At 56.7% G+C, this 25237-nt stretch carries 23 protein-coding genes; 9 read left to right on the plus strand and 14 right to left on the minus strand.

Annotated elements, in window-relative coordinates:
* Positions 1–193 precede the first annotated feature (193 nt).
* Positions 194–694: a DUF1993 domain-containing protein gene (locus AB5Y71_RS16570; RefSeq protein WP_194494868.1), complete on the plus strand. Its 501-nt coding sequence runs from the start codon at positions 194–196 to the stop codon at positions 692–694.
* Between the two features lie 100 nt (positions 695–794).
* Here AB5Y71_RS16570 and AB5Y71_RS16575 read toward each other — a convergent pair whose 3' ends face one another.
* The 6 genes from AB5Y71_RS16575 to AB5Y71_RS16600 form a co-directional block, all read right to left on the minus strand.
* On the minus strand, positions 795–1307 hold the full coding sequence (locus AB5Y71_RS16575) for a cupin domain-containing protein (protein WP_368172029.1): 513 nt from the start codon (positions 1305–1307) through the stop codon (positions 795–797).
* Between the two features lie 265 nt (positions 1308–1572).
* Positions 1573–2229: a DUF3313 domain-containing protein gene (locus AB5Y71_RS16580; RefSeq protein ID WP_005340820.1), complete on the minus strand. Its 657-nt coding sequence runs from the start codon at positions 2227–2229 to the stop codon at positions 1573–1575.
* 390 nt (positions 2230–2619) lie between these two features.
* Positions 2620–3750, minus strand: coding sequence for a PotD/PotF family extracellular solute-binding protein (locus tag AB5Y71_RS16585; RefSeq protein WP_368172030.1), 1131 nt, complete (start codon positions 3748–3750; stop codon positions 2620–2622).
* 57 nt (positions 3751–3807) lie between these two features.
* Complete coding sequence (locus tag AB5Y71_RS16590) at positions 3808–4443, minus strand: LysE family translocator (protein WP_368172031.1); 636 nt, start codon at positions 4441–4443, stop codon at positions 3808–3810.
* A gap of 40 nt (positions 4444–4483) precedes the next feature.
* Positions 4484–5305 carry an AraC family transcriptional regulator gene (locus AB5Y71_RS16595; RefSeq protein WP_005357044.1) on the minus strand — a complete coding sequence of 274 codons (822 nt, stop codon included), beginning with the start codon at positions 5303–5305 and terminating at the stop codon, positions 4484–4486.
* A gap of 59 nt (positions 5306–5364) precedes the next feature.
* Positions 5365–6081, minus strand: coding sequence for a substrate-binding periplasmic protein (locus tag AB5Y71_RS16600; RefSeq protein ID WP_368172032.1), 717 nt, complete (start codon positions 6079–6081; stop codon positions 5365–5367).
* Between the two features lie 299 nt (positions 6082–6380).
* On the opposite strand from AB5Y71_RS16600, the gene AB5Y71_RS16605 reads away from it, so the two are divergent.
* Positions 6381–6920, plus strand: a complete 540-nt coding sequence (locus AB5Y71_RS16605) for a hypothetical protein (protein WP_227272787.1) — start codon at positions 6381–6383, stop codon at positions 6918–6920.
* Between the two features lie 41 nt (positions 6921–6961).
* Here the strand turns inward: AB5Y71_RS16605 and AB5Y71_RS16610 are convergent, their stop codons facing one another.
* The 6 genes from AB5Y71_RS16610 to rfaD form a co-directional block, all read right to left on the minus strand.
* A complete protein-coding gene (locus AB5Y71_RS16610; protein ID WP_368172041.1) occupies positions 6962–8161 on the minus strand; it encodes a 3-deoxy-D-manno-octulosonic acid transferase in 1200 nt (399 codons plus the stop codon).
* Between the two features lie 245 nt (positions 8162–8406).
* Positions 8407–9117 (minus strand): glycosyltransferase family 32 protein, encoded by a 711-nt coding sequence (locus AB5Y71_RS16615; protein ID WP_120416326.1) that lies wholly within the window; start codon positions 9115–9117, stop codon positions 8407–8409.
* 1 nt (position 9118) lies between these two features.
* Positions 9119–9850, minus strand: a complete 732-nt coding sequence (locus AB5Y71_RS16620; RefSeq protein WP_120416325.1) for a glycosyltransferase family 25 protein — start codon at positions 9848–9850, stop codon at positions 9119–9121.
* Positions 9847–11166, minus strand: a complete 1320-nt coding sequence (locus tag AB5Y71_RS16625) for an O-antigen ligase (protein WP_120416324.1) — start codon at positions 11164–11166, stop codon at positions 9847–9849. Before AB5Y71_RS16625 ends, AB5Y71_RS16620 begins: the two co-directional genes overlap by 4 nt.
* 39 nt (positions 11167–11205) lie before the next feature.
* The gene (locus AB5Y71_RS16630; RefSeq protein ID WP_323918340.1) at positions 11206–12966 is read right to left on the minus strand and encodes a polysaccharide deacetylase family protein; all 1761 of its coding nucleotides are present in this window, start codon (positions 12964–12966) and stop codon (positions 11206–11208) included.
* A 118-nt stretch (positions 12967–13084) separates the two neighbouring features.
* Positions 13085–14041, minus strand: coding sequence for an ADP-glyceromanno-heptose 6-epimerase (gene rfaD, locus AB5Y71_RS16635; protein ID WP_040069912.1), 957 nt, complete (start codon positions 14039–14041; stop codon positions 13085–13087).
* A 158-nt stretch (positions 14042–14199) separates the two neighbouring features.
* Between rfaD and AB5Y71_RS16640 the strand changes: the two genes are divergently transcribed.
* The 5 genes from AB5Y71_RS16640 (at position 14200) to AB5Y71_RS16660 (ending at position 20248) form a co-directional block, all read left to right on the plus strand.
* Entirely contained in the window at positions 14200–14844 is a 645-nt protein-coding gene (locus tag AB5Y71_RS16640; RefSeq protein WP_005340848.1) for a TetR/AcrR family transcriptional regulator, read from the plus strand.
* A gap of 115 nt (positions 14845–14959) precedes the next feature.
* Positions 14960–16150, plus strand: coding sequence for a glycine C-acetyltransferase (locus tag AB5Y71_RS16645; RefSeq protein ID WP_368172033.1), 1191 nt, complete (start codon positions 14960–14962; stop codon positions 16148–16150).
* A 55-nt stretch (positions 16151–16205) separates the two neighbouring features.
* Entirely contained in the window at positions 16206–17234 is a 1029-nt protein-coding gene (gene tdh / locus AB5Y71_RS16650; RefSeq protein WP_368172034.1) for an L-threonine 3-dehydrogenase, read from the plus strand.
* Positions 17235–17431: 197 nt separating this feature from the next.
* Positions 17432–17887, plus strand: coding sequence for a cytochrome c5 family protein (locus AB5Y71_RS16655; protein ID WP_058056430.1), 456 nt, complete (start codon positions 17432–17434; stop codon positions 17885–17887).
* Positions 17888–17971: 84 nt separating this feature from the next.
* On the plus strand, positions 17972–20248 hold the full coding sequence (locus AB5Y71_RS16660; protein ID WP_368172035.1) for a putative bifunctional diguanylate cyclase/phosphodiesterase: 2277 nt from the start codon (positions 17972–17974) through the stop codon (positions 20246–20248).
* A gap of 2 nt (positions 20249–20250) precedes the next feature.
* Here AB5Y71_RS16660 and rep read toward each other — a convergent pair whose 3' ends face one another.
* Entirely contained in the window at positions 20251–22263 is a 2013-nt protein-coding gene (gene rep, locus AB5Y71_RS16665) for a DNA helicase Rep (protein WP_368172036.1), read from the minus strand.
* Between the two features lie 181 nt (positions 22264–22444).
* Here rep and AB5Y71_RS16670 point away from each other — a divergent pair, with 181 nt between their 5' ends.
* On the plus strand, positions 22445–23665 hold the full coding sequence (locus tag AB5Y71_RS16670) for an aminotransferase class V-fold PLP-dependent enzyme (protein WP_368172037.1): 1221 nt from the start codon (positions 22445–22447) through the stop codon (positions 23663–23665).
* Positions 23666–23678: 13 nt separating this feature from the next.
* Complete coding sequence (locus AB5Y71_RS16675) at positions 23679–24113, plus strand: SufE family protein (protein ID WP_204480576.1); 435 nt, start codon at positions 23679–23681, stop codon at positions 24111–24113.
* A 21-nt stretch (positions 24114–24134) separates the two neighbouring features.
* Here AB5Y71_RS16675 and tcdA read toward each other — a convergent pair whose 3' ends face one another.
* Complete coding sequence (gene tcdA, locus AB5Y71_RS16680; protein ID WP_368172038.1) at positions 24135–24971, minus strand: tRNA cyclic N6-threonylcarbamoyladenosine(37) synthase TcdA; 837 nt, start codon at positions 24969–24971, stop codon at positions 24135–24137.
* Between the last annotated feature and the right edge of the window lie 266 nt (positions 24972–25237).

Consider the following 25237-nt stretch of genomic DNA (forward strand, 5'->3'; position numbering starts at 1 on the left):
GGGACTCGCAGGTTCAAAAAGCGAGCAGAACTGCTTGGCCAGCGGCTGTCGCGCGAAGTAACGCTACCCTGCCCTTTTCGTCGCGGCGGGCTCGAACCCGGCAGCGGTTGGGGTATATTGGTGGCCGATTAGCCAGTCTCATTCACTGTGGCCGCGCAAGCGGGCCGCTGTTTCAACAAGATGGAGAGTGCTCATGAATCGCGACATTACCGCCCAGTTCATCAAGATGCTGACCAACCTCGACCACTGCCTGGCCAAGGCCGAGGCCCACGCTGCGGCGAAGCAGTTCAACGTGGAGAACTTCTTCGGCGAGCGGCTGATCGTCGATATGCTGCCGCTGGCCAAGCAGGTACTGATCTGCTGCGATTCGGCCCGCGCCGTGGTCGCCACCGCCAGCCACAGCGAACTGCCGGCCATGGGCGATGATCCCAAAACCATGGCGGATCTGCGCGCCCATATCGGCAAGACCATAACTTATCTGCAAGGCAAGCTGGACGCGGACTACAGCCAGTACGCCAGCGGCCGTTACGTGCCCCACTGGGCGGGCGGCAAGGGGATGGATGGCCATACCTGCGTCCATGAGTACGGCATTCCCAACTTCTACTTCCACCTCACCATGGCCTACGCCCTGCTGCGCCGCGCCGGGGTCGATCTCGGCAAGCGCGACTATCTGGGCGGGCTCAACCTGCAATAAGCGCCGCTCGCTACAGGCGGCAAACAGATAGCAAAGCCTGCCACGCGGCAGGCTTTTTTATATCGGGTGGTGCTGGGCTGGTACGCAGAAGAGCTGCGCCCTAGAAGGGGCCGTTGCGCTTGCGCAGCTTGTCGGGTAGGCCGTCGTGATCCCCCAGCTCGCGCTCGGGCACATCATCCCAGTGCAGCTTGCCAAGGGTGATATTGCGCTCGGGATGCACGGCGTAGTGGATGCGGTTGTCCTCCCGATCCGTGTCGCCAATGCAAAGCAGGCGGACGATCTCCTCGGTGTTGTTGATAAAGGCGTGGGCCAGCCCGTCACCGGCCTTGAAGCCCACCGAGTCCCCCGGTTGCAGCCGATAGAGCACGCCATCGAGCCAGACATCCGGCGTCCCTTCCAGCACGTGAACGAACTCATCCTCGGTCTTCTCGGCGTGGGGCCAGCTGGTACGGTGGCCTGGCTCGACAATCTCGTGGTGAATGCCGATGCGGCTAAAGCCGAAGTGCTTGCCGAGGGCGCAGCCGCGAGAAAGGGGCTCCTGACTGCCGGAGTAGTAGCGCGGCGTCTGCTCTTGCAGCTCGCGCCAGTGTTTGATGCAGGGGTGGCGGGTCATAGCGGTTCCTTTTCTATGAGGATGTGGTCACGGGAGGGGTCATCCTAACTGCCAGAATGCGGGCGAGAAAAGCAGAAATCGGCAGCCGGTTTCACCGCTGACAGCGAAACGGCGGACTCGGCGACGGGCCGATCGCCTATCCCGCAAGGGCTACGCGGCCATGCCAGCGGCAGCGGTGCGGACAAAAATGGAGACAAAAAGAGGGTGCCGCTGGCTCCCTCTCTCGATCTGTCTGCACCGGTTTTCTGAGGCTGATTTTCCGCTCTTATTTCCCAAGATTGTCCGCCAGCTGTTTGGCGCGGCTGGCCGCCCACTGGTCGATCATCTTCTCCATCTCCTCGGCGGTGATGGGCTCATCCTTGTGGGTGGTATCTGTGCTCTCGCGGGCATCCATCACCCGTACCAATAGCTTGCCACTCCGGGAGTCGAGCAGCTGGGCCATGCTGCCCACCTTGAGCAGGTAAGGCTCCTTGCCGATCACTTCGCGGGTGACGTTGATGGCGATCTTGGCTGGCAGCAGATCCCGCAGCTTGGGGTCGGGGCGGGTCAGGTCGAAGTTGGTGACGGCGGCCTGGATCCGCATCACTTTCGGGCCGGGGGCGGTGGCGATCTTGACGCCCTGCTTGATCAGCTCGCTCTGGAACTTGTCGTGGTAGTAGCGGCCAATCTGGTTCTGTTCGTTGGCGGTCAGCAGATACCACTGACCATTCTCCTGACGAATAAACTGCAGCGGATCGAGCAGCACCTCATTGTATTGGCGCAGGTCAACGCCCGGCTCCTTGTAGACGCGCTGATTGGGGTTGCTCTCGCTCTGCTGGAAGGCTGTCAGCGGGATCGCCTGCAAGCTGTGGGATACCTGATTCTTGACGGCGCAGCCACCCAGCAGGGCCGCAGCCACGGCAACCATCACGACCTTTTTCATATTTGCTCCTGCATTTTACTGTTTGTTTTTGCTGTGGATTTCGCACCACATGGCTGGAGAACCCGTGCCGGATGCCGCCAATGTCACAGAGAAATAACCTATTCATCACCTTCCTACAAGGGACAGATCAGGATTGTTCAGCTCACATCCAAGTTGTCACAATTGCGGTGCTTTTATACAGGGTCAGCCAAGGTACGAACGGCAATCTGGCGAGGGTTTGATTGTTTAATCCGGCTAATTGGGGCTGCGGTAAGCGCGCAGTTTTTTCAAACGATGGGGGCCAACGAGCGGCGTGGGTTGAATGGGGGAATGCCCTGGAACACGCGATGACCGATCATCAGCCATCTTGCGCAAACTTGCCTGCCGCCGGACAAGCGACAGGCACCCCCATCAGTTATCGAGATCCCAGGGACACTGCTTGACCAGCCCCTCTTTGCCGCTGGCGACGATCGCCTGCTGTACCATCCGTTTGTAGCGATTCTTGATATGGGCAGGCAGCGCGGGCACCAGCAGTCGCTCGTCAAACTCCGGCAGCGGGCGATCCGGCAGCACCGCCTGCTCCTGCGGACTGAGGGGCGGCCGGGAGGCAATATTGCTGGCCGAGATGGTGGGCGTGCCCACCAGCATCTGGCGTTGCAGCGGCGCGCTCAGCAGAAAATCCACCAGCAGGTAGGCGGCCTTGAGCCGTGCGGGATCATCCCCGACATGGCGGGCGATGGAGATCGCATCGAGGGCATAGATGGCCCCCTCCTGCACCATGGCGATCCGCCACTGCTGATCGTTCTGCTTGTTGCACTCCACCAGCTCCAGCCCCCAGGTGGTGGCAAAGGTCTGCTGGCGCAGATCCTCACAGCGGTTGGCCTGATTGAACCAGAAGCCGCGACTGGCTCGCAGCCGCTGCGAGAGCTGCTGCTCCACCTCTTGCTGCAAGGTCTTGTCGGCCAGCATCTCGCCGCTGGCAAACAGAGCGGGCGACTTGCCCAGCGAGAGCAGCACCGAAAAGAGCAGCGGCTCGAACTGGTCGCAGAACTCGGCAAACTGACCCGGCAGCGAGCTGTTGGCGAGTACCTGCCAACTGGTGGGCGCTTGCGGCACCTGCTTGCTGTCATAGGCGAGGCTGAACATGGCGTAGGAGAAGGGCACCGAGTAGTTGCGCTCCCCCTGCTTGTCATACTCGGTGTTCTTGAGGGCGGGCTTCACCTCGGCGTAGTGCTGCAGACGGCTGAAATCGATGGGGAGCAGCAGCTTGAACAGCGGCTGGTGATGGGCCTTGTAGAAGTAGCTGGTCGGCAGCACCACATCGGCGCTGCGGGTGCGCAGGGCGCGGTAGACGCTGTCGAAATCGGTCAGCAGCGGCTCGATCCGGCTGACCGTCGCCTCCACCCCATGGGCGTTGGCGTAGTCGGCAAACTGTTGTTCATAACCCGCTGGCAGATAGCCCCACTCCAGCAATTTGAGCTGAACCGGGGCCGCCAGAGCCGGGGTCATCCCCAACAACCAGCAAAGAGGCAGTAGACGCATGGCCGGGTACTCCTGACAGGTAAACCTTGTTGGAGTATAGGCCCATGCGCCCACCCGTCAGACCATCAGCTCGGCCCCCATGCTCACCAGAATGGAGAGGCTGACCACCGCAAACAGCACGCCGGTCACCAGATTGAGTGGCCGCTGCACCCGCAGCAGCAGGCGCTGGGCACGATCGGTGGAGAGGCTCCACGCCAGCAGCCCGAACCAGCAGAGGGAGATGATGAAGAGCTCGCCCACCAGCAGGCTGCGGGTCATCCCATCCACCTCTGGCGTCACCATGGCGGCCAACAGACCGATAAAGAACACCAGCGCCTTGGGGTTGAGCAGATTGGTGGCAAGGCCAGTGCGCACGCCCCTGCCCCAGCCGCGCAGCTCGTTGGCGGCGCTGGCCATCACTGTACTGCTCTGCTGGCGAGCCGCCATCAGGGCGCCCCACCCCAACCAGCCCAGATAGAGGGCACCGCAGCACTTGATCACCATAAACAGCAGCGGGTGACTGGCGATCAGCATGCTGATCCCGGTCAGGCTGAGGGTAGCGTGCACCATGATCGCCAGCGAGATGCCCAGCGCCGCGCCAAGGGCGGTCGGCCGGTGCAGGCTGGTGCGCAGGATCAGGGCGAAATCGGGGCCGGGGCTGGCCAGTGCAATCAGGTGCATCAGGCCGAGGGTAACGAACAAACTGGTCAGCATAACAACTCTCGCTTTAACGACGGAGAGCCAGCATGGCGGATCAGCGGGGGGCGCGGCTTGTAAAAGATTGCATCTGGGCACGAAATTCGGCGGGTGTCAGACCGAATGCCTGGCGAAAGCCGTGGTGGAAGTGACTCTGATCGAAGAAACCGACCGCCAGCGCCACCTCGCTCACCGCCATGCCGCTCGCCAGCAGCCGCTTGCCCTGCTCCAGCCGCAGCCGTTTCAGCCAGGCGTAGGGGGTCATGCCGCTGCGCTTCTTGAACTGGCGCAGGAAGGCGAAACGATCGAGCCCGAGCAGCCCCGCCAGCTCTTCCAGCGAGTGGGGCTCGTCGAGGGCAGCCATCAGGTAGTCGCGCAGGAATCGCAACTGGGGATCGGCAAGCTGGTGCACCTCGGGGGCCAGATGCAGCAGCTCCCCCAGCAGGGCGAGCAGCTGGCTCTCGATCAGCAGGCCATCGGCCTTGGGGTTGTCGAGATAGCCGTGTAGCTGGGCAAAGCCCTGATAGAGGTCGGGGCGGCTCTGCAATCCCTTGTCGAAGAAGGGTTCCGGCTGCTCCGGCAGCCAGAGCGCCAGCTGCTGCGGATCGATGGCGAAGACCCGCACCTCGTACCCTTCCGGCAGCAGGCTGAGGCCGTCGTGCACCTCGTCCGGGTTGACGGTAGAGAGCACCCCGCGCACCAGATGGTGGCTGTTTCCCTTGTGGATAAACTTCTGGCCACCCCGCTGCACCAGCCCGATATGGTAGTCGAGATGGACATGGCGGCCGTAGCTGAACGCCCTGTGGTGGGAGTGTGACAGCTCGACCCCCGGCAGGTGCGGGGATTGCCAGTAGCGGATGAGGGAATCGGTGGTATTCATGGCTTATAGATACACCAGAAGCGGGCCTTGGACTTGTAGATTATTGCACGCAACCCCTCTCAACGCCCCCACAGCCGCGGGGTTGGCTCCACCAGCGAGGCGAGCGGCACCCGCTCCACCATCTGACGCATATGTTGCACCAGTTCGGGATTGCCATCCCCCAACGACTTGTTCAGCACGATATGCACCTGCAGCGGGGTGACCGGCAGGTAGATGAGGCGGGTCGCCGCAGGGAGCTTGGCGCGAAAATGGTTGGCGGAGATATCGTTGGAGAAGAGCGCGGCATCAATCCGCCCACGCAGCAACTTCTGCATGTTGCCATGCTCCCAGCTGAGCTGGGAGAGGGTGTCGATGTGGATCTGCGGATGCTGCAACAGCAGCGGCACGATCGCCTGACTCGACCAGCCGATGGTGGTGCCGTAGAGATCTTCCTGCCGCTCGACCGCGTGAAGTCGCGATGGCACCAGTACCACCAGCACCGGCCGCAACAGCAACAGGTGGGGGTCGATATAGCGAAAGTGACGAGCACGCTCGGGACTGTAACTCAGCAGCGGGGTCAGATCGCACTCGCCGCTCTCGAGGTTGCTGAGCAGCCGCGCCACATTGAGCCCCTGCCACTCGATGGTGCGCCCGATCGCGGGTTCGATATGACGGCGAAAGTAGTCGATCACCGGCCCGGAGACCTCGCCCTGCTGATCGATGGTGACCAGCGGCGCCAGCTGGAAGACACATCCCCGCAGTGGCGCGTTGATCGCCACGGCCTGGCTGATGGTCATAAGAGGGAGAAGAAGTGCCGATAGCAGTAATAACAAACGCGTGCCCGAACGAGAGATGCCCATAGGTGCCGACCCGATGCCCTGATAGCCATCAGCATGGCACAAGGCAAAGGGGCGGGCTATCCGCTCCCGACGCGCTTCGGCCTCTTTCGCCCCCTACTCCAATGACCAATGGGTCCCCGTTTTATTGCGGTGAAAATCAATAATCCCGCTGCTTTGATGGATTTTGGTCTCTTGAGATATAGTGCGGCCCCATTCATCAAACCGGCGGGTGAGCGCCCCGCTGGACAGGTAAATTCATGAGACTGTTTTTGCTGTTGTTGTCGTTGTTTGCTGCGACTGTAAGTTCTGATGAAAAGCCGCGCCTGCCCTATTACGACTGGGGTCGCTGCCCGTTTGAAGGTTGTACCTATCAGTCGTGGACTACCAAGCAAGAGGTGATCGTCAGAGCCGAGCCATCCCTGACGGCCAAAGCGCTGTTCCGGCTACCCCGCGGCCAGCAGGTGGAAGGGCTGACCGGGGTCGTCATTACCGAACAACCGGGGATCGTCGAAATACTCAGATCGGTCAAGCTGGGCTACAGCAAGGAGGGCAAAGGGCCGCTGTTGAATATGAAGGCAGGGGAAACGCTTTATATCCTCGGCGGACTGGGCGAAGGCAATAGCCTGTTCTGGTACAAGGGCAAAACCTTCATTCTCGATTATGACTATGCGCGCAAAGAGATCAGATACGGCCGGTCACCGCAGAACCAGTGGTGGGTAAAAATCCGGGACAAGCAGGGGCGTGAGGGTTGGGTTGCCGAAGCCAAAAACTTCGCCCATATGGACCGTTTAGAATAGTGACAGCCAGCCCCCCGAGATCGGGGCTGGCCGTGAATGACTCACTGCTTGGGTTGCAGCTTCATCTCTTGCAGATACTCCAGCACCTGGGTTTTATAGTCCGCCTGATAGGAGAACTTGGTGCTGTCGCACGCCGCGATCAGGTTCACCGCGGTGCAGAACAGGGTGGCTGCCAGCAGCCCCTTGCCAACCCACTGCGGGTAACGGCGGCTCCAACGCACCAGCAACAGCAGGATCGGGAACAGGGCGTAGGGGAAGATCAGCATCAGGTGCCAGTAGTTGAAGATGATGGGTGAGAGCGCCGCACTCACCAGCACAGCCAGCACCGCCGCCAGTGCATAGAGACCGAGCCAGCTTTCACCATCCACTGGCGCGCGGTCGCTGCGCAGCAGGCGCGGCTTGAGCTCACGCCACAGCTGCCAGTTGGCCTTGGCCGCCAGCAATACGGTCGCCGAGCCGACCCCGTAAATCACCACCCGCCACAGCCAGACTGCCGCCATCTGCAGGTATTCGTGCCCCGCCAACCAGATGAACTGGGTATCGTTGACCAGCTTGCTGGCAAACAGCCAGGAGCCGTAACGCAGCCAGTAGAGCACTGATTTCAGCACCGGATAGACATGCACCAGCCCCCAGCCGATATAGCGCTGGCGCGCCTCGGGATCGACGTTCTGGGTGATATGGCTGTTGCTCATCACTTCCATGGCGTAAGGGATCAGGGAGGCACCGATCAGCAGGATAGCCACCACCACCCCGCTCCAGCTCACCTTGAGAATGCGGCGCCAGAACAGATAGGTGGACATTACCGCCAGCAGCGGCCAGGAGTAGTGCAGTTGCATCGCCATACCGATGGCCAGCAGGTGAACGATCATGTGCCAAAAGGAGGCCCGCTCGCGCATATGCCAGGCAGACCAGCAGTGCATGGCCGAGAAGAGGAACAGATAGGAGGGGTTGTAGAGCAGACTCTCGTACTGGAACCAGGGGTTGAGCCAGCAGAGCACCAGAAACAGCAGACGCACCCTGTCATCAAACACCTGACGGATCACCGCATCAAACAGCAGGAATCCGACCAACCGCATCGCCAGCAGCAACACCATGGGGGCATAGGGAGAATCCCACAGCAGCAGCGGCCCGCCGATCAGCCAGGCCGACAAACTCCCCGGCACATTGCCCACCGCACTCGCCGCATTGCCATAGCTGAGCCAGACCCCCTCATAAGCCCCAAGGTAGCCCTTGTAGAGCATCTGGGTCTGGTCGCCGGTGAGGAGTTGGTGGCTAAAGAACAACCAAGATAACATCAGCCCAGACAAAATAACGGCCCCAAACATCATCTTGCTGTAGCGCTCACTAAACACAACCATCAAATTCATACCAACCAGAAAAATTTGACTGGAACTTTAACAGTTATTCACCAACGTTTCCCAACTGCAACTCACATTTTATCATCGACATCAAGCGTTAAGAATGAATGTAAAAAGCGTATCATTCCTTAACTCCTGAAGCGAAATAGCTCTTTTTGATATTCATATAGAAACCCCAACATACCCTTATGTTTTGATTTCAGAAATACTAATCCGTTTGAGCGTTTCCAACTATGTTGAAACCAGTGTGTTACATATCTATCTGGGTGTGGAGTGTAATTTATTTTTTCGCCACTATAATCATAAAAATAATGTTTATCAAAAACCCCAACATTTTCTACAATCGACTCACTTTTAAGAATATGGGTCATAATATCAGGCCCCATATAGAGCTCTGACTTCATGATTTCATTCTCGTAGAAATGGATCAACCGTGCTAATGTAGAAGAATCCTGCTTGGCGTAAATTATTGCCGTACCAATTCTATCACCCTCTTCATAACCAACCCCGAAATTATATTCATGGAAAATACCAAACGGGTTTTTATTTATTGTAACATCCGTATCCATATATAGACCGCCCTCTTCAGCAAGAATTTTCAAGCGAAGATAATCAGTCACAAAAGCATAGAGCCCCTTTTCATAGCATCGCCTTGAAAATTCACACCCAGCTATCCAATCTTTTATTTTAGGGTCGCAATCTAACCATATTTTATATTCATACCCCTGCTTACTCCAATCATCAATACATACATGTGCAAGTGGTGGCAAGCGGTCCCCCAACCATATTGCATGTATTTTATCACAACCTATTCCTGTATTATTTTTTGAAGCTTTCATGTTATCCCTTCTGATTTTTATATTTTTTATTCCAAAAATACATTCTTACAAAGCGATAAAACCTATATGTTTCTCGAGATGCCTTAAAAAGTAGCGGCACCTTAGCCAAGGCCACCTTGTTTTGAATTCCACTCTCCATATCACCAGGGCTATATATTGCATATGGCAGCACACCGACTGACTGGACTTTGTGTCGATATGACTCACCAATAAAGTTATCTACTGAACATAGCCATCTGCTACTGCAACCAACCAGCTTTCTGGCTCCTTCAGGATTAATACTATATCCCGTCGTCCACCTAACATTGTTATGCCAGAGCATTGTTTGTATTCCATGCTCATATTCCAGTGCCGTCGCGTCACCGATCTGCGGCTCCAGCTTCAAATACTCATATTTTTCATGTAGTTTAGGTAGGGCTTCGAATATATCACAGAAATATCTTGTCGGTAGAAAATCATCCTCAAGGATAATTATCGGCTCATTTAGCTCTATGCATTTCTCCCATAGTAAATAATGACTTGCATAGCAGCCTTTCTCACCGGGAGTCAGTGGACGACTTCTTAATAATTTTCGGTGCATATCATCCGGACACCCTTGTAATCTTTCGGGCAGTCCAGCAAAACCATTTATTGCATCAAAAAATTCAAACTCAACATCAAGTTCTGCCAAAACTCGCTTAACTCGTTCACGGCGAGACTCAGCATTTTTTAAGCTGACAATAAAAATTTTCATATATTATATTCGTCCAATTTATTTCGGCGAGATTGATATTCAAGAAAGTCACTATATAATGCAAATGAATACACTGTTCCCATAAAGGTGTTGAAAACCCATTGACCTGAACGCATATATAAGAACGATTCAAAATTATTAATTATTAGCCAATAGATCAAGAAACTAATGGCAATACCTTTTATTAAGGTAGGAGCATTACTCCTCACAGCCTTGTATACAGGATAAAACATCAGTACATAGGTGAATACGAGCCCCATTGCACCATAAGAAACTGCAGTTTCAAAATTTGAATTATGCAGATGTCTAAATTCCGCCTTAATATAGTCAGGCAAAACAGTTGACTGAGTAATAACTAAAGCGCGGCTGCCATCACCAGTACCAAAAATAGGATGAGAGTAAAACCAATTAATCGCCTCCAGCCATGTCTGTAGCCTGACACCAATACTTATATCTTTCACCTCCCGCCAGTTCCCTGATAACATGTTATGTAAATCACCTGGATGTGAAAAGCCAGCATAAATACGATTATGAACAAAATCAACATGGTATATGAGAATTCCGATGACGAATAATATACCATAGAGCATGATAATCTTTCTGAGTGAAACCCTGTCTCTAAAATAAGCATATAACAATGGTATCAAAAATATAGATATGAACACTGCCAGCCAAGATTGTCTTGACTGTAACATCATCAACAATGCCCCTAAAAGAACCAAAAACAAACATGATATTGAAACAACAATACCTTTGTTATTTATTTTCCGTGGCGCAATAGTATATATAAACCAAAGTGTACAAATGAAAGCTGCGCCTATTATCAAGGAACCATGCTGCGCATTTCTATAGCCAAAGTCTACTCGACTACCGTGCATTCCAATTATAAATTGTTCAAAAAAATCAGAGTAATAAAACAACGTAAAAACACTACCAACAGAAAATGCAAGTAGTGTCACGATCGATCTCTTAAGTGACCCCTTTAGCCAGAAAGCCACGACAAGAAACACCATTAAATAAGAAAACGGTTTGAGATTAGGAGTAGGCTGTGCGAGTTCAGGTATAGTTCTAGTTGACATAAACCAGCTTGCGAACTGAATTACTCCTCCAATTACTAGCAACCAAAATACTACATTTCTGGAAAAGAAATCCCGATACACTGCTATTGCTACCAAACCACCAATAATCATAACGGTTTGAAAGAAATCGCCAACAACCTGAAATGAATCTTTGAACATCACGTAGCATATAATGGAGAGAAACATTAATGATGAGCAACGGTCACTCTCCAAGTATCGCTTTATAGAGTCTGTCATACCTATTAATTACCTTGAGTATGGCAGGAAGCTATCAGTTCACTTCCTGAACACATAATTTCCGCGAATTTTTCGCCACAGCCCGAATACATCAGTACGGGGGAAGATAGCAATCCGGCGGATCTGGAAAGGGTCCTGGTGCATTGCTTTGGGGCCACTATTGGTAGCGACAGCAAAACGATACCCGGCGGCGATAGCCTGCTCCTTGGCACTCTCGTTCATATCTCCGTAAGGGTAGGCAAATGAGAGCAGCGGATGGCCAAGCAGGGCCTCCAGTTGGCGTTTATTCTCCTGAATTTCATGGGCTTGTTGTTCGGGTGTGAGCTTGCTCAAGCGGGGATGGGTCAGGGTATGCCCACCAATTTCCACATGACCGCTGGCGGCCAACGCCTTGACCTGCTCACCACTCATCAATGAGACCTTGGTATCCGGATTGGTCGGATGCTCCACATCCCAACGGTTATAACCTTCGCCGGTGACTACGTACACCACAGCTTTGTAACCATATTTTTCCAGCAGTGGCAGCATGCGGGTCAGGTTGTCCTGATAGCCGTCATCGGCGGTGATCATCAGATACTTCTTGCCGTATTGCAGACGGTGGATAAAGCCTTTGTCCGCCAAATCGCGGAAAGTCAGGGTTTCGTAGCCTAGCCACTTCATCAGTCGCAGATGCTTCTCGAACATGGTGATCGGCATCCAGGTGCCATGCACTCCTTTCTCGCTATCCTGCTCGATAAAACGGTGGTACATGATGACGGGCATCTCGCGGCGCAGGGTTTCGACTACGGCATCCTGATAGATGGTTTCGAGGCCGGATACTACCCCCTGCAAGCCATACTCATCCTGAATGCGCTGCCGAATGACTTCCGGCACCACCTTGCTTGCGAGGGCGGATTCGATTTCTCCCTTCAGGGCAGCAAAATCGATAGCCAGATCCTTGGGACCGATATCGCCAAAATTGCTGGCCAGCGCCTCGTCCAGATTTCGTTCCGTCACCAGACCAATGGCCCTGGCTTCACCAATGGCAAAGGCGGGCCGACCACAGAGCAGTGCTTCCATCGCTACCCGACCGGCACCAATCACCAGATCGCAACTCGCCAGCAGAGCGGGCACATCATCGACATAACCGACAAACTCGGCACGGCCTTCGAAACGGGCAAAGCGCTCCGGTACCTTGGTACCGCTGACAATCCGCACCCGACAGGTATCCAGGTCGAGCACTTCATCGAGCAGACGATAACAGAGCTCCCCTTTGGGGCCGCTCAAACGGCCAATGATGGCGATCACCGGCTTGGGATTGTCCGGCGCTGGCACAGGCTGGAATTTGTCGGTTTCGATACCGTTGCGCAGCACCTGCACTATCGCGGGATCCACCCCCAGATTGTCGACTATCTGATGGGCAATATCTTCACAAACGGCAACCGCACGATAGCCGAGTGCATGGAAGGCCTTGCGCGAAGCGTGCACCGGCTGGCGACCATGCACCGTGGTGATCATCGGGGTGCCAGTCAGCTTGCAAGCCACATAGCTGCTCCAGCCGGAGGCGCGGGAGTGAGCATGCACCAACTGAATATGATGCTTCTTGATGAGATAGATAAGGTAGAAGACGTGCCAGAAGCGGCGCAGAATGCTGCGCTTGTTGAATCTCAGCTTGAAGACGGGGCCAAGAGTCGGCTTGGTCAGGGTATCTGATACATAAAAGACGTTGTGACCACGCCGGGTCAGTTCGTTACCAACCGTGGTGGCATAGACCTCAGCTCCCGTTACCTCGAGCTGGGAGAGTGCCATCAATATATTCATCGCGCGGTTACCCGGTAGAGAAGAGAGGAACGGCAAGCAGCCACAGAGACCAGAAACCGGAAGCAGGCGAGTGCCCACTTCCGGTTTTGCGCTCAAACTGCCGCGTTGTGCTCACCTGTTAGCGGTTGAGCCAAGCCATGTAATCCGCTACCCCTTCGGCAACGGTTTTAAACTCGGCGTCATAACCCACGCTGCGCAGCTTGGTCATGTCAGCCTGGGTGAAGCTCTGGTAGCGACCCTTGAGGTGATCCGGGAAGGGGATGTATTCGATAGACCCCTTCTGATGATGCTTGATCACCGCTTCGGCCACGTTCTGGAATGGCTCGGCACGGCCGGTACCGCAGTTGAAAATGCCGGAGTGCTGCGGGTTCTGCCAGAACCACAGGTTTACCTTGCAGACGTCGTCGATATAGATGAAGTCACGCATCTGACCACCGTTCGGGAAGCCATCGCAACCTTCGAACAGCTTGGGATTCTCGCCCTTCTTCACCTGGGTGTTGAGGTGGAAGGCAACGGAAGCCATGGAGCCTTTGTGCTGCTCGCGCGGGCCGTAGACGTTGAAGTACTTGAGGCCAACGACCTGAGAGTTGATCTCCGGCATCCAGCGGCGCACGTACTGGTCAAACAGCTGCTTGGAGTAGCCGTAGACGTTGAGCGGCTGTTCGAACTTGGGATCTTCGATGAAGTTGTCGTTGCGGCCACCATAGGTCGCGGCAGAAGAGGCGTAAATGAACGGGATTTCACGCTCGATGCAGTAGTGGAACAGATCCTTGGAGTACTCGTAGTTGACCTCCATGATGAACTTGCCGTTCCACTCGGTCGTTGCAGAGCAGGCGCCTTCGTGGAAGATCACCTCGATACCGTTGTCCCACTCTTCAAACTCGTCACCGGAGACGATCCGAGCCTGAAACTCGTCTTTGTCCATGTAGTCAGCGATGGTCAGATCGACCAGGTTGACGAACTTGGTGCCGTCTGTCAGGTCATCAATGACCACGATATCGGTCCGTCCTTGAGCGTTCAGCTGCTTGACCAGATTGCTGCCGATAAAGCCAGCACCGCCAGTTACTACGATCATGGAGTTTGCCTCTCGTACGTTGATGGCTACATGTGACTGCTTGTTAAAGCTGTGTATAGTGAGCCAATTTGAAATTGCCGAAAAGTTTATCACGGGCCGTCCGGGGATTCGACCTTGTTCAAAAATGCCCCGAGCGGAACCTGTTGGAGGAATGAGTGATGAAAACCAGAGACAGGATCATTCACAGCGCGACCGAGCTGTTCAACGATCAGGGTGAACGCAACATCACCACCAACCATATTGCGGCGCACATGGGCATCAGCCCTGGCAACCTCTACTACCACTTCCGCAATAAAGAAGACATCATCCACTCCATCTTCGACCAGTATGCCCGTCACCTGAGCGAGAGCTTCGTGCCGACCCGCAATCGTGAAATCACCCTGCAGGATCTGATGGGCTATCTGGATGCCATCTTCTATCTGATGTGGCAGTTCCGCTTCTTCTACGCCAACCTGCCGGACATCCTGAGCCGTGACGAACCGCTGCAACAGAAGTACCTCAAGGCCCAGGAGCAGATGCGCTCCTCCGTGGTCGCACTGCTCAGAAGCCTGCGCGAAGGGGGCATTATCGATGTCAGCGATGAAGACCTGCCGGATCTGGGACAGACCATCAAGATGGTGGTGACCTGCTGGATCCCCTTCCAGATTGCCCAGGCCCCCAACACCCGCATCACCAAACCGCTGCTCTATCAAGGCGTATTGAAGGTGCTGTTCCTGCTGCGCCCCTATGTGCAACCCCAGGTGGCCGGACAGATCCAGCAACTGGAACAGCACTACCGTCAGCTGGCCCAACCAGCTGGGTGAGATCTGTTTCACATTTGTTGAATATCAGCACAATCATTTGAATTTACCGCAACAGATTGCAGTAAAATGTCGCCCTCTGTTGATACGCAGCTGAAATAGCCAATAAGGATCGAGGATGTCTAACGGATTCTATCGTCACCTGACCGAGCAACTGAACCAGGTGCAAGCTGAAGGGTTGTACAAGCAGGAGCGCATCATCACCTCCGCCCAACAGGCCAGCATCGCCGTCGGCGGTGAGCAGGTACTGAACTTCTGTGCCAACAACTATCTGGGGCTGGCCAACCACCCGGATCTGATCGCTGCCGCCCATCAGGGACTCGACAGCCACGGCTTCGGCATGGCCTCGGTGCGCTTCATCTGTGGCACCCAGGACCAGCATAAAGCGCTGGAGCAGAAGATGTCCGCCTTCCTCGGCACCGAAGACACCATCCTCTACTCCTCCTGTTTCGATGCCAATGGCGGTCTTTTTGAGACCCTGTTCGGCGCCGAAGATGCCATCATCTCCGATGCCCTCAACCACGCCTCCATCATCGACGGCGTGCGGCTGTGCAAGGCCAAGCGCTATCGCTACGCCAACAACGACATGGCCGAACTGGAAGCCCAGCTCAAACAGGCGGATGCCGATGGCGCCCGCTTCAAGCTGATCGCCACCGACGGTGTCTTCTCCATGGATGGGGTCATCGCCGACCTCAAATCCATCTGCGATCTGGCCGACAAATACGATGCGCTAGTGATGGTGGATGACTCCCACGCCGTCGGCTTTATCGGCGAAAACGGTCGCGGCACCCACGAATATTGCGGCGTGATGGATCGGGTCGACATCATCACCGGCACCCTGGGCAAGGCGCTCGGCGGCGCATCCGGCGGCTATACCTCCGGCAAGAAAGAGGTGATCGACTGGCTGCGTCAGCGCTCCCGCCCGTACCTCTTCTCCAACTCGCTGGCCCCCTCCATCGTTGCCGCCACCATCAAGGTGATCGACATGCTGGCGGAAGGTCACGACCTGCGCGCACGTCTGAAAGAGAACAGCCGTTACTTCCGCGAGCGGATGAGCGCCGCAGGCTTCACTCTGGCTGGCGCCGACCACGCCATCATTCCGGTGATGCTGGGGGATGCCAAACTGGCCTCCGAAATGGCAAGCCGCATGCTGGCAGCCGGCATCTATGTGGTTGGCTTCTCCTTCCCGGTCGTGCCCAAGGGTCAGGCCCGCATTCGCACCCAGATGTCTGCCGCTCACACCCGCGAGCAGCTGAACAAGGCGATCGACGCCTTTATCCGCATCGGCCGTGAACTCGGCGTTATCTGATTTGAATCAAGGGGCTGCAGCCCCTTTTTTCTGCATTCATATTGAAGGAACAGCCATGAAAGCACTCTCCAAACTGCACAAAGAGGTCGGCATCTGGATGACGGATGTACCGACTCCCGAGCTCGGCCACAACGACCTGCTGATCAAGATCCGCAAAGCCGCCATCTGCGGCACCGATATCCACATTTACAACTGGGACGAGTGGTCCCAGAAGACCATTCCGGTACCCATGGTGGTCGGCCACGAATATGTCGGCGAAGTGGTCGCAATCGGTCAGGAGGTGCGCGGCTTCGCCATCGGCGATCGGGTCTCCGGTGAAGGTCACATCACCTGTGGCCACTGCCGCAACTGTCGCGCTGGCCGCACTCACCTCTGCCGCAACACCATTGGCGTTGGCGTCAACCGCCCGGGTGCCTTTGCCGAGTATCTGGTGATCCCCGCGTTCAATGCCTTCAAGCTGCCGGACAACATCCCGGACGAGCTGGCCGCCATCTTCGACCCGTTCGGCAATGCGGTGCACACCGCCCTCTCCTTCGATCTGGTGGGTGAAGATGTGCTCATCACCGGGGCGGGCCCTATCGGCATCATGGCTGCCGCCGTCTGCCGCCATGTGGGCGCGCGCCACGTGGTGATCACCGACGTCAACGAATACCGGCTGGAGCTGGCCCGCAAGATGGGCGCCACCCGCGCGGTCAACGTGGCCAAGGAGAAGCTGGCCGACGTGATGAGCGAGCTGGGCATGACCGAAGGGTTTGATGTGGGGCTGGAGATGTCTGGCGTCCCGAGCGCCTTCCAGGAGATGCTCGACAAGATGAACCACGGCGGCAAGATCGCCATGCTCGGTATCCCCCCCTCCACCATGGCCATCGACTGGAACAAGGTGATCTTCAAGGGGCTGTTTATCAAAGGGATCTATGGCCGCGAGATGTTCGAGACCTGGTACAAAATGGCCAGCCTGATCCAGTCCGGGCTGGATCTCTCCCCCATCATCACCCACAGATTCCACATCGACGAATTCCAGCAGGGGTTCGATGCGATGCGCTCCGGCCACTCCGGCAAGGTGATCCTGAGCTGGGATAAATAGGCCGTTTCACCCCTTGGTTACTCGAAACCCGGCGAATGCCGGGTTTCTTTTTATCTCCTCCACCCAAATTGCCGTGATATCGGCCAAAACTTTGTACGCAGAGTGTTTAACACTTCACACACAAGCGTTTAAATGGCTGTAACTATTCGGTTATAATCCCGTCGTTTACATGGATAATAAAAGACTGCTGGGAGTATATGAGCGTGTTGAAAAAACTGAGCTATTTGCTGGCTGTCGGGATGACGGCCGCCAGCTTGTCTGGGGCAGTGCTTGCTGCCGATGAGATGTCACCGGAAGCCATTGCCGAGCGGATCAAACCAATCGGTCAGGTCTATACCGCCAAGGATCTGGAAGGTATTGCCGGCGCGAGTGCTGCACCTGCTGCGACCGCCTCCTCCGGTCCCCGCGATGGCGAAACGGTATACAAGGGCGCCTGCTTTGCCTGTCACGACACCGGCGCCGCTGGTGCCCCCAAACGGGGTGACAAGGCAGCCTGGGATCCTCGCATCGCCCAGGGCATTGATACTCTCAAGAAACATGCCATCGAAGGCTTTACCGGCAAGTCCGGCATGATGCCTCCGCGCGGCACCTGTGCGAACTGTAGTGATGAAGAGATTGAAAACGCCATCCACTACATGATCGACAAGCTGTAAGTATTTGAAAGGGCCGCAATTGCGGCCCTTTCAATCTATCGGCTTCCGACTACTCTTGTAAGGTAGACATATCGGGAGTTGCACATGTCGTCCCAATCCATCGAACCCCACTACTCAACTCCTCTGTTGGCGTTGGTCTCTGCCATTATGGACTTCCCGGCGCCACAAACCGCCACGTCTGACGATTACGATTCCCTGATCCAGCAGATTGACCAACTCTGCCCGCTGCAACATTTCGGCATGCTGGGCCTCTCCGATACCGGTCTGAACTGGCTTTACGCCTACAAGGTCAGCGACATCTTCAAGCAACAGCTGGGCCGGGAGCAGTCCCGCATCACCGATCAGCTCACCCAGCTGGATGAGGCCGAAGGGTGGTGCGTCTTCCCCATCGAGCATGGCCAGATACAGTGGTTGCTGGCGCGTGGCACCCCCGCCGACCTGCCAACCCTGCGTCTGCTGCTGGAGTGTCTGGCCAAACGGCTGACCGAAACCCAGGCGGGATCCCATCTCACCGAGCTCCCTTCACCGCTGATCCGCAAAGACCCGAACTGGAAAAAGAAAATCGAGAGCATCAGCCGCATCATGCGGCTCGCCAATACCCTGCCGGCTCAGGCGCTCTTCTCCCAACTGGAGGCGGTACTGCGCCAGATGCTCACCATAGAGGACATGCTGCTGGTCAGGTTAACCAGTCAGAAGCTGGAAAAGATCTACCCTGCCCATCCCCATCAGGGAGACGAGTTCATCAGCGGCTTGTGCCACAGCACCAGCAATATCGAGGTGAACAGGGAGTCCCGCTACTGGCACAGCATGCCGCTGCGGCTGCAACAACAGTACTTCGCCCACTTCATCATCAGCACGGCTCAACCGCTGGAGACCGACGACAAGCTGTTTCTCGACTTTCTGCGTGGCCAGCTCACCCTGCTGCTGGAGCTGAGACGGATCCGCCAGCAGCTCAACGACATTAATACCGAAGACTCCATCAACCAGCGGCTGCAACAGCTGCGTCAGACCAACCTCAGGCTGCAAAAGCAACTCAAGCAGCATCAGGAGCTGGAACGGCGGCTGCAATTCGATGCACTTCACGACCCGCTGACACAACTGCCCAACCGCGCGCTGTTGATGAACCACCTCAACCACGCCATGACCCACTACAACCGCTACAAGTCGCCGGGATTCGCGGTGATTTTTATCGATGTGGATCACTTCAAGCAGATCAATGACACCCTGGGCCACAGTGCTGGCGATCAGCTGCTCAAGGAGGTGAGCCGCCGCCTGCAGACCTGTATCCGACAAAACGATCTGGTGGCCAGACTGGGGGGCGACGAGTTTGTCATCTATCTGGACAGCAGCAAGAGCGACGATGACATCAGCCCGGTGCTCAACCGCATTATCAGCCGTCTCTCCTACCCGTTCCGGCTACTCGGCAACGAGTTGAGCATTACCGTCAGTCTGGGGGTATCAAGCGTCTCCGAGCAAACCTCAGATATCAGCCAGCTGCTCCATCAGGCCGATCTGGCCATGTATCAGGCCAAGCGCAATGGTCGCAGTCGCATCGTCAGCTACTCGGATGATTGCATCAACCAGAATTGGAATTCGCCGGAAGAGATGCTGGCCAGAGCCCTGCGGGAGGGGCGTATCGTCCCCTATTTCCAACCGGTGATCCGGCTGCAGGATAGCCGCCTGACCGGACTGGAGGTGATGGCGCGCTGGCTGACCGAGGAGGGCATCCTGAAGGATGCGTTCGACTTTATTCCGCTGGCAGAGCAGTGCGGCCTGATTCTGGAGCTGGATTACCAGATCCTGCGCCACACCTGTCAGCAACTGAAGAACTGGCTGCCAATCTCCGGGCAGGGCAAGTTCAAGATCGCCATCAATCTGTCGGGCAAGCATCTGGTCAACCATGACCACATCATGCGACTGATGGGGATCATCGAAGAGGAAGGGGTCGCCCCCGGCTATCTGATTTTTGAATTCAACGAGCGGGAGCTGTCGCGGCAAGATTCCGATGCGCTGGCATCCCTGCACGAGCTGCGCGCCAAGGGCATCCAGATCAGCCTCGACGATTTTGGGACCGGCTTCTCCTCCCTCAACGCCCTATTCCACTTCCCGGTGGACTACATCAAGGTGGATGACAGCTTTACCCAGAGGATGCTGCAATCGCCCAAAGATTTGGCGCTGATCCGCGCCATGCGGGATATCTGTCAGGATCTCGATTACACCCTGGTCGTCGAGGGGATCGAGAACCAGCAGCAGTTGCAGAAGCTGATTGATATTGGCTGCCGAATGGGGCAAGGGCGCTATATCTCTCCGCCCATGCCGGGAGCAGACATAGTGCCGCTACTGACCCCGGCCAATCCTTAGGGTTAATCCTTCTTGAACAACGCCCGCAGGTTGGCAACACCGACCTGCCCCTTCTGCTGGCGCTCCTCGGCAGTCACCTTCTTCTGGTTTTCCCATTCAAGATCATCCTGCGGCAGCTCCAGCAGGAAGCGGCTCGGCTCTGGCCGTACCGACTCGCCAAACTGACGCCGCTCCTTGCAGAGGGTGAAGGTCAGTTCGGTCTGGGCCCGGGTGATCCCCACGTAGGCGAGACGCCGCTCCTCCTCCACATTATCTTCATCTATGCTGGTCTGGTGAGGCAGCAAGCCCTCCTCCATCCCCACCATGTAGACATAGGGGAACTCCAGCCCCTTTGAGGCATGCAGGGTCATCAACTGCACCTGATCCGCATCATCCTCCCCTTCGTTGCGCTCCATCATATCGCGCAGGGTGAGGCGAGTGACCACCTGAGCCAGCGTCATCGACTCCTCCAGCTCATCCCCTTCCAGCATTTCGGTGATCCAGCGATAGAGGGTGGAGACGTTCTGCATCCGCATTTCGGCCGCTTTCGGGCTGGGCGAGGTCTCGTAGAGCCACTCTTCGTAGTGGATCTCCTTGATCATGTCCCGCACCGCCTCCACCGGATTGCCGCGCAGCGCCTGATCGCCAAGGCGAACCAACCAGTTGGTGAATGCCTGCAGGGCCACGAGGCCCCGCCCGGAGAGGTGCTGCTCCAGCCCCAACTCAAAGCTGGCGGCAAACAGGCTCTTGCCCCGTTGGTTGGCGTATTGGCCCAGCTTCTCCAGCGTGGTGGGGCCAATCTCGCGGCGCGGCAAGTTGACCACCCGCAGGAAGGCAGTGTCCTCGTCCGGATTCACCAGCAACTTGAGGTAGGCCATGATGTCCTTGATCTCGGTGCGGGAGAAAAACGAGGTGCCGCCGGAGATGCGGTAAGGAATCCGGTTAGTCATCAGCGCCTTCTCGAAGATGCGCGACTGATGGTTGCCCCGATAGAGGATGGCGTAATCCTTGAACCGGGTGCGGTTCATAAACTTGTGGCCCATCATTTCCGCGGCGATCCGCTCCGCCTCATGCTCTTCATTCTTGGCAAACAGCACCTTGACCGGCACCCCGTAATCGAGCTCGGAGAAGAGCACCTTGTCGAACACATGGGGGTTGTTGGCGATCAGGATGTTGGCGCACTTGAGGATGCGCCCCTTGGAGCGGTAGTTCTGCTCCAGTTTGATGAGCCGCAGGTTCGGAAAGTCTTCGTTCAGCAGCACCAGGTTCTGCGGCTTGGCGCCGCGCCAGGAGTAGATGGACTGGTCATCGTCCCCCACCACGGTGAAGCGGGCGCGCTCGCCGACGATCTGCTTCACCAGCTCGTACTGGCTGGTGTTGGTGTCCTGATACTCGTCGACCAGCAGGTAGCGGATCTTGTTCTGCCAACGCTCGCGCACCTCCTGATTGCTCTTGAGCAGCAGGGTCGGCATCACGATGAGGTCGTCAAAATCCAGCGCGTTATAGGCCACCATCTGGCGGTGATAACGCTCATAGAGCTGGGCCATCAGCACCTCTTCCGGGCCGCGGGCGATACGCATCGCACGGGCAGGCAGAATAAGGTCGTTCTTCCAGTTGGAGATCTGGGTAATGAGGGCCGAGAGCTTGTCCTTGTCGTTGTCGAGCTCCGCCTCGGTCAGCTCTTTCAGCAGCGCCAGCTGATCGGTGTCGTCGAACAGGGAGAAGTTCGCCTTCAGATTCAGGCTCTTGTGCTCCCGGCGGATGATCTCGAGCCCCAGAGTATGGAAGGTGGAGACCATCAGCCCCCGCGCTTCCTTGCGACCCAAAGTCTGGCCAACCCGTTCCTTCATCTCCCGTGCCGCCTTGTTGGTGAAAGTGACGGCGGCAATGTTGCGCGCGTTGTAGCCGCACTGCTGCACCAGATAGGCAATCTTGTTGGTGATGACGCGGGTCTTGCCCGATCCGGCACCCGCCAGCACCAAGCAAGGGCCGGAGACATACTTGACCGCTTCGTTCTGATTGGGGTTGAGCTTCATGGGCCGGATCTCTTGGCTTATGATGAGGGGCGGCATTGTACCAGAAATCACTCGATGAGCCGTACCTGCTGCACGGCAGGCAACCGCCAATCGGGCTTATCGCGCCTTGTGTTCGGGCGCTATTTTCAGGATCATGGCCGACCTTTCGAGATGATGACTTTTTCCAGATGATGAGGGGAGCATGAATCAGCAACAGCACGACCAACTGCGCAGCCAGTTTCCGGCCTTGGCGCAGGAGGTAAACGGCCACCCTCTGGTCTATCTGGACAACGCCGCCACCACCCAGAAGCCGCGCGCGGTACTGGATGCCATCGCTCACTACTATCGGGCCGACAACGCCAATGTGCACCGTGCCGCCCATGCTCTGAGTGGCCGCGCTACCCGCGCCTTTGAGGCTGCCCGCGAGACGGTCGCCCGCTTTATCAATGCGCCCCGCAGCCACGAAGTTATCTGGACCCGTGGTACCACAGAAGCGATCAATCTGGTAGCCCAGAGCTGGGGGATGAGCGAGCTCAAAGCGGGGGACGAGATCATCCTCAGCACGCTGGAGCACCACGCCAACATCGTCCCGTGGCAGCTGGTCGCCCAACGCACAGGAGCGGTGATCCGGGTCATCCCCCTCGATGAACGGGGCGATCTCGATCTGGCCGCCTATCACGCCATGCTGGGGCCACGTACCCGGCTGGTGAGCGTGACCCACGTCTCCAATGCCCTCGGTACCGTCAATCCAGTCAAAGAGATGGTGGCGGCCGCCAAAACGGTTGGCGCCGTGACGCTGATCGACGGTGCCCAGGCGGTGGCTCATCTCGAGGTGGATGTGCAAACCATCGGCTGCGACTTCTACGCCTTCTCCGGCCACAAACTCTATGGCCCGACCGGCATCGGTGTGTTGTGGGGCCGCACCGAGCTATTGGAGCGGATGCCGCCCTGGCAAGCAGGTGGCGAGATGATCGATCGGGTCAGTTTCAGCGGCACTACCTTCAATACCCTGCCTTTCAAATTCGAGGCGGGCACCCCCCATATCGCTGGCGCTATCGGCCTCGCCGCCGCCATCGACTTTGTGATGGGGCAAGACCAGCAATGGCTCGCCAACCATGAACAGGCACTGACCGACTATCTGGTCGCAGGTCTGCAACAGGTGCCGGGGCTTCGTCTGATCGGCGAACCCAATCAGCGCACCGGTGCTGTCTCTTTCTTGCTCGAGGATATCCACCCGCAGGATGCCGCTACCCTGCTCGATATGCAGGGGATCGCCCTGCGAGTCGGCCATCACTGCGCCATGCCGTTGATGGAGTCGCTCGGGATCGGCGGCACGATGCGCGCCTCGCTGGCCTGCTACAACAATCGGGACGATGTCGACGCCCTGCTGGCCGCCCTGCACAAACTCAGTGACTTCTTCTAAGGCAGACAACCGAATGAGTGACCTCGCAAGCTATACCCAGATTGGCCTTGAGCCCAACGCCGACACCATCCGCCAGCAGTTTGCCGCCGCTCATGGCTGGGAGAACCAGTACCGACTCATCATCCAGCTCGGCAAGCAGCTGCCAGCGCTACCCGGCGAATGGCAGCAGGAGGAGTTTCGCCTCAAGGGGTGTGAAAGCCAGGCTTGGCTGAAGGGAGAACAAAGCGAGGATGGCTGCTGGCACTTTGCCTGTGATTCCGATGCTCGCATCGTGCGGGGCCTTATCGTCATCGTGCTGGCGGCACTCAACCACCAATCGTCTGCGGCGATCCAGGCTTTTGATATGGAAGACTATTTCAGCGAACTGGGACTTGAGAAACACTTGAGCCCGTCACGAGGTAACGGGCTCAGAGCGATCGTGCTGGCGATCCGGGAGCAGGCAGTCTAATCCGCTTTGTGCAGAGGTCGATTAGGCTTCGCCAATCGACCCTACTTCTTCATTCCCGGCCTCTTTCTCGGCACGGGCCCCCCGCTCGGCAATCTTCTTCAATACCCGGGACGCGGCAACCAGCCCAAAGGTTGCCGTCACCGGCGTCACAGCGCCAAAGCCGGAGGCGCAATCCATCTTCATGGTGCCATCGCTGGCTGCCTTGGCCTGACAGGTACCACCATTGCCATCCGGATAGCTCAGCTGCTCGGTTGAGAAGACACACTCCACCCCGAATTTGCGCGCCGGATTCTTGCTGAAGTTGTGCAAGCGGCGCAGGTCGGAGCGAACCTTGGCCGCCAACGGGTCTTGAATAGTCTTGGCCAGATCGGCCACGGTGATCTGGGTCGGATCCATCTGCCCGCCAGCACCACCGGCCACAATTACCGGTATCTTGTTGCGCTTGCAGAAGGCAATCAGCGCCACCTTGGCCTTGACTGAGTCGATGGCGTCCACCACATAGTCAAACTCCCGCTTGATATGCTCGGCCAGATTATCGGCAGTGACGAAATCGTCTACCTCGATCACTTCGCAATCCGGATTGATGGAGCGAATGCGCTCGGCCATCACCTCGGTCTTGAGGCGACCAACCGTACCCTTCATGGCGTGGATCTGGCGATTGGTGTTGGTGATGCAGATATCGTCCATGTCGATCAGGGTGATCTGGTTGATACCGGCACGGGCCAGCGCCTCCGCCGCCCAGGAGCCAACGCCGCCGATCCCCACCACACAGACCTTGGCCTGGCTAAAGGAACGCAAGGCGTTCTGACCATAAAGACGGGCAATGCCCCCGAATCGCTGTAGATATTCTGCTTTCATACCACCACCTTGCTTGAGGGCGGCCATTATAACGGCAACCAGAGCCAGCGGCGATGGCATAACCGGAGAAAATCGGGGAGGGAAAACAGAGAAAACGGCGGAGAAGAGAGAATGAACGGTCAATTATCAGACTATTTGCTGAATTGCAGGCAATAAAAAACCCCGCTCATCGAGCGGGGTTCCTTGTATTGGGTGCCTGGCAGTGTCCTACTCTCGCATGGCGAATGCCACACTACCATCGGCGCTACCGCGTTTCACTTCTGAGT

It is taken from the genome of Aeromonas sp. R9-2, assembly GCF_040908025.1.
Lineage (GTDB): Bacteria > Pseudomonadota > Gammaproteobacteria > Enterobacterales > Aeromonadaceae > Aeromonas > Aeromonas veronii.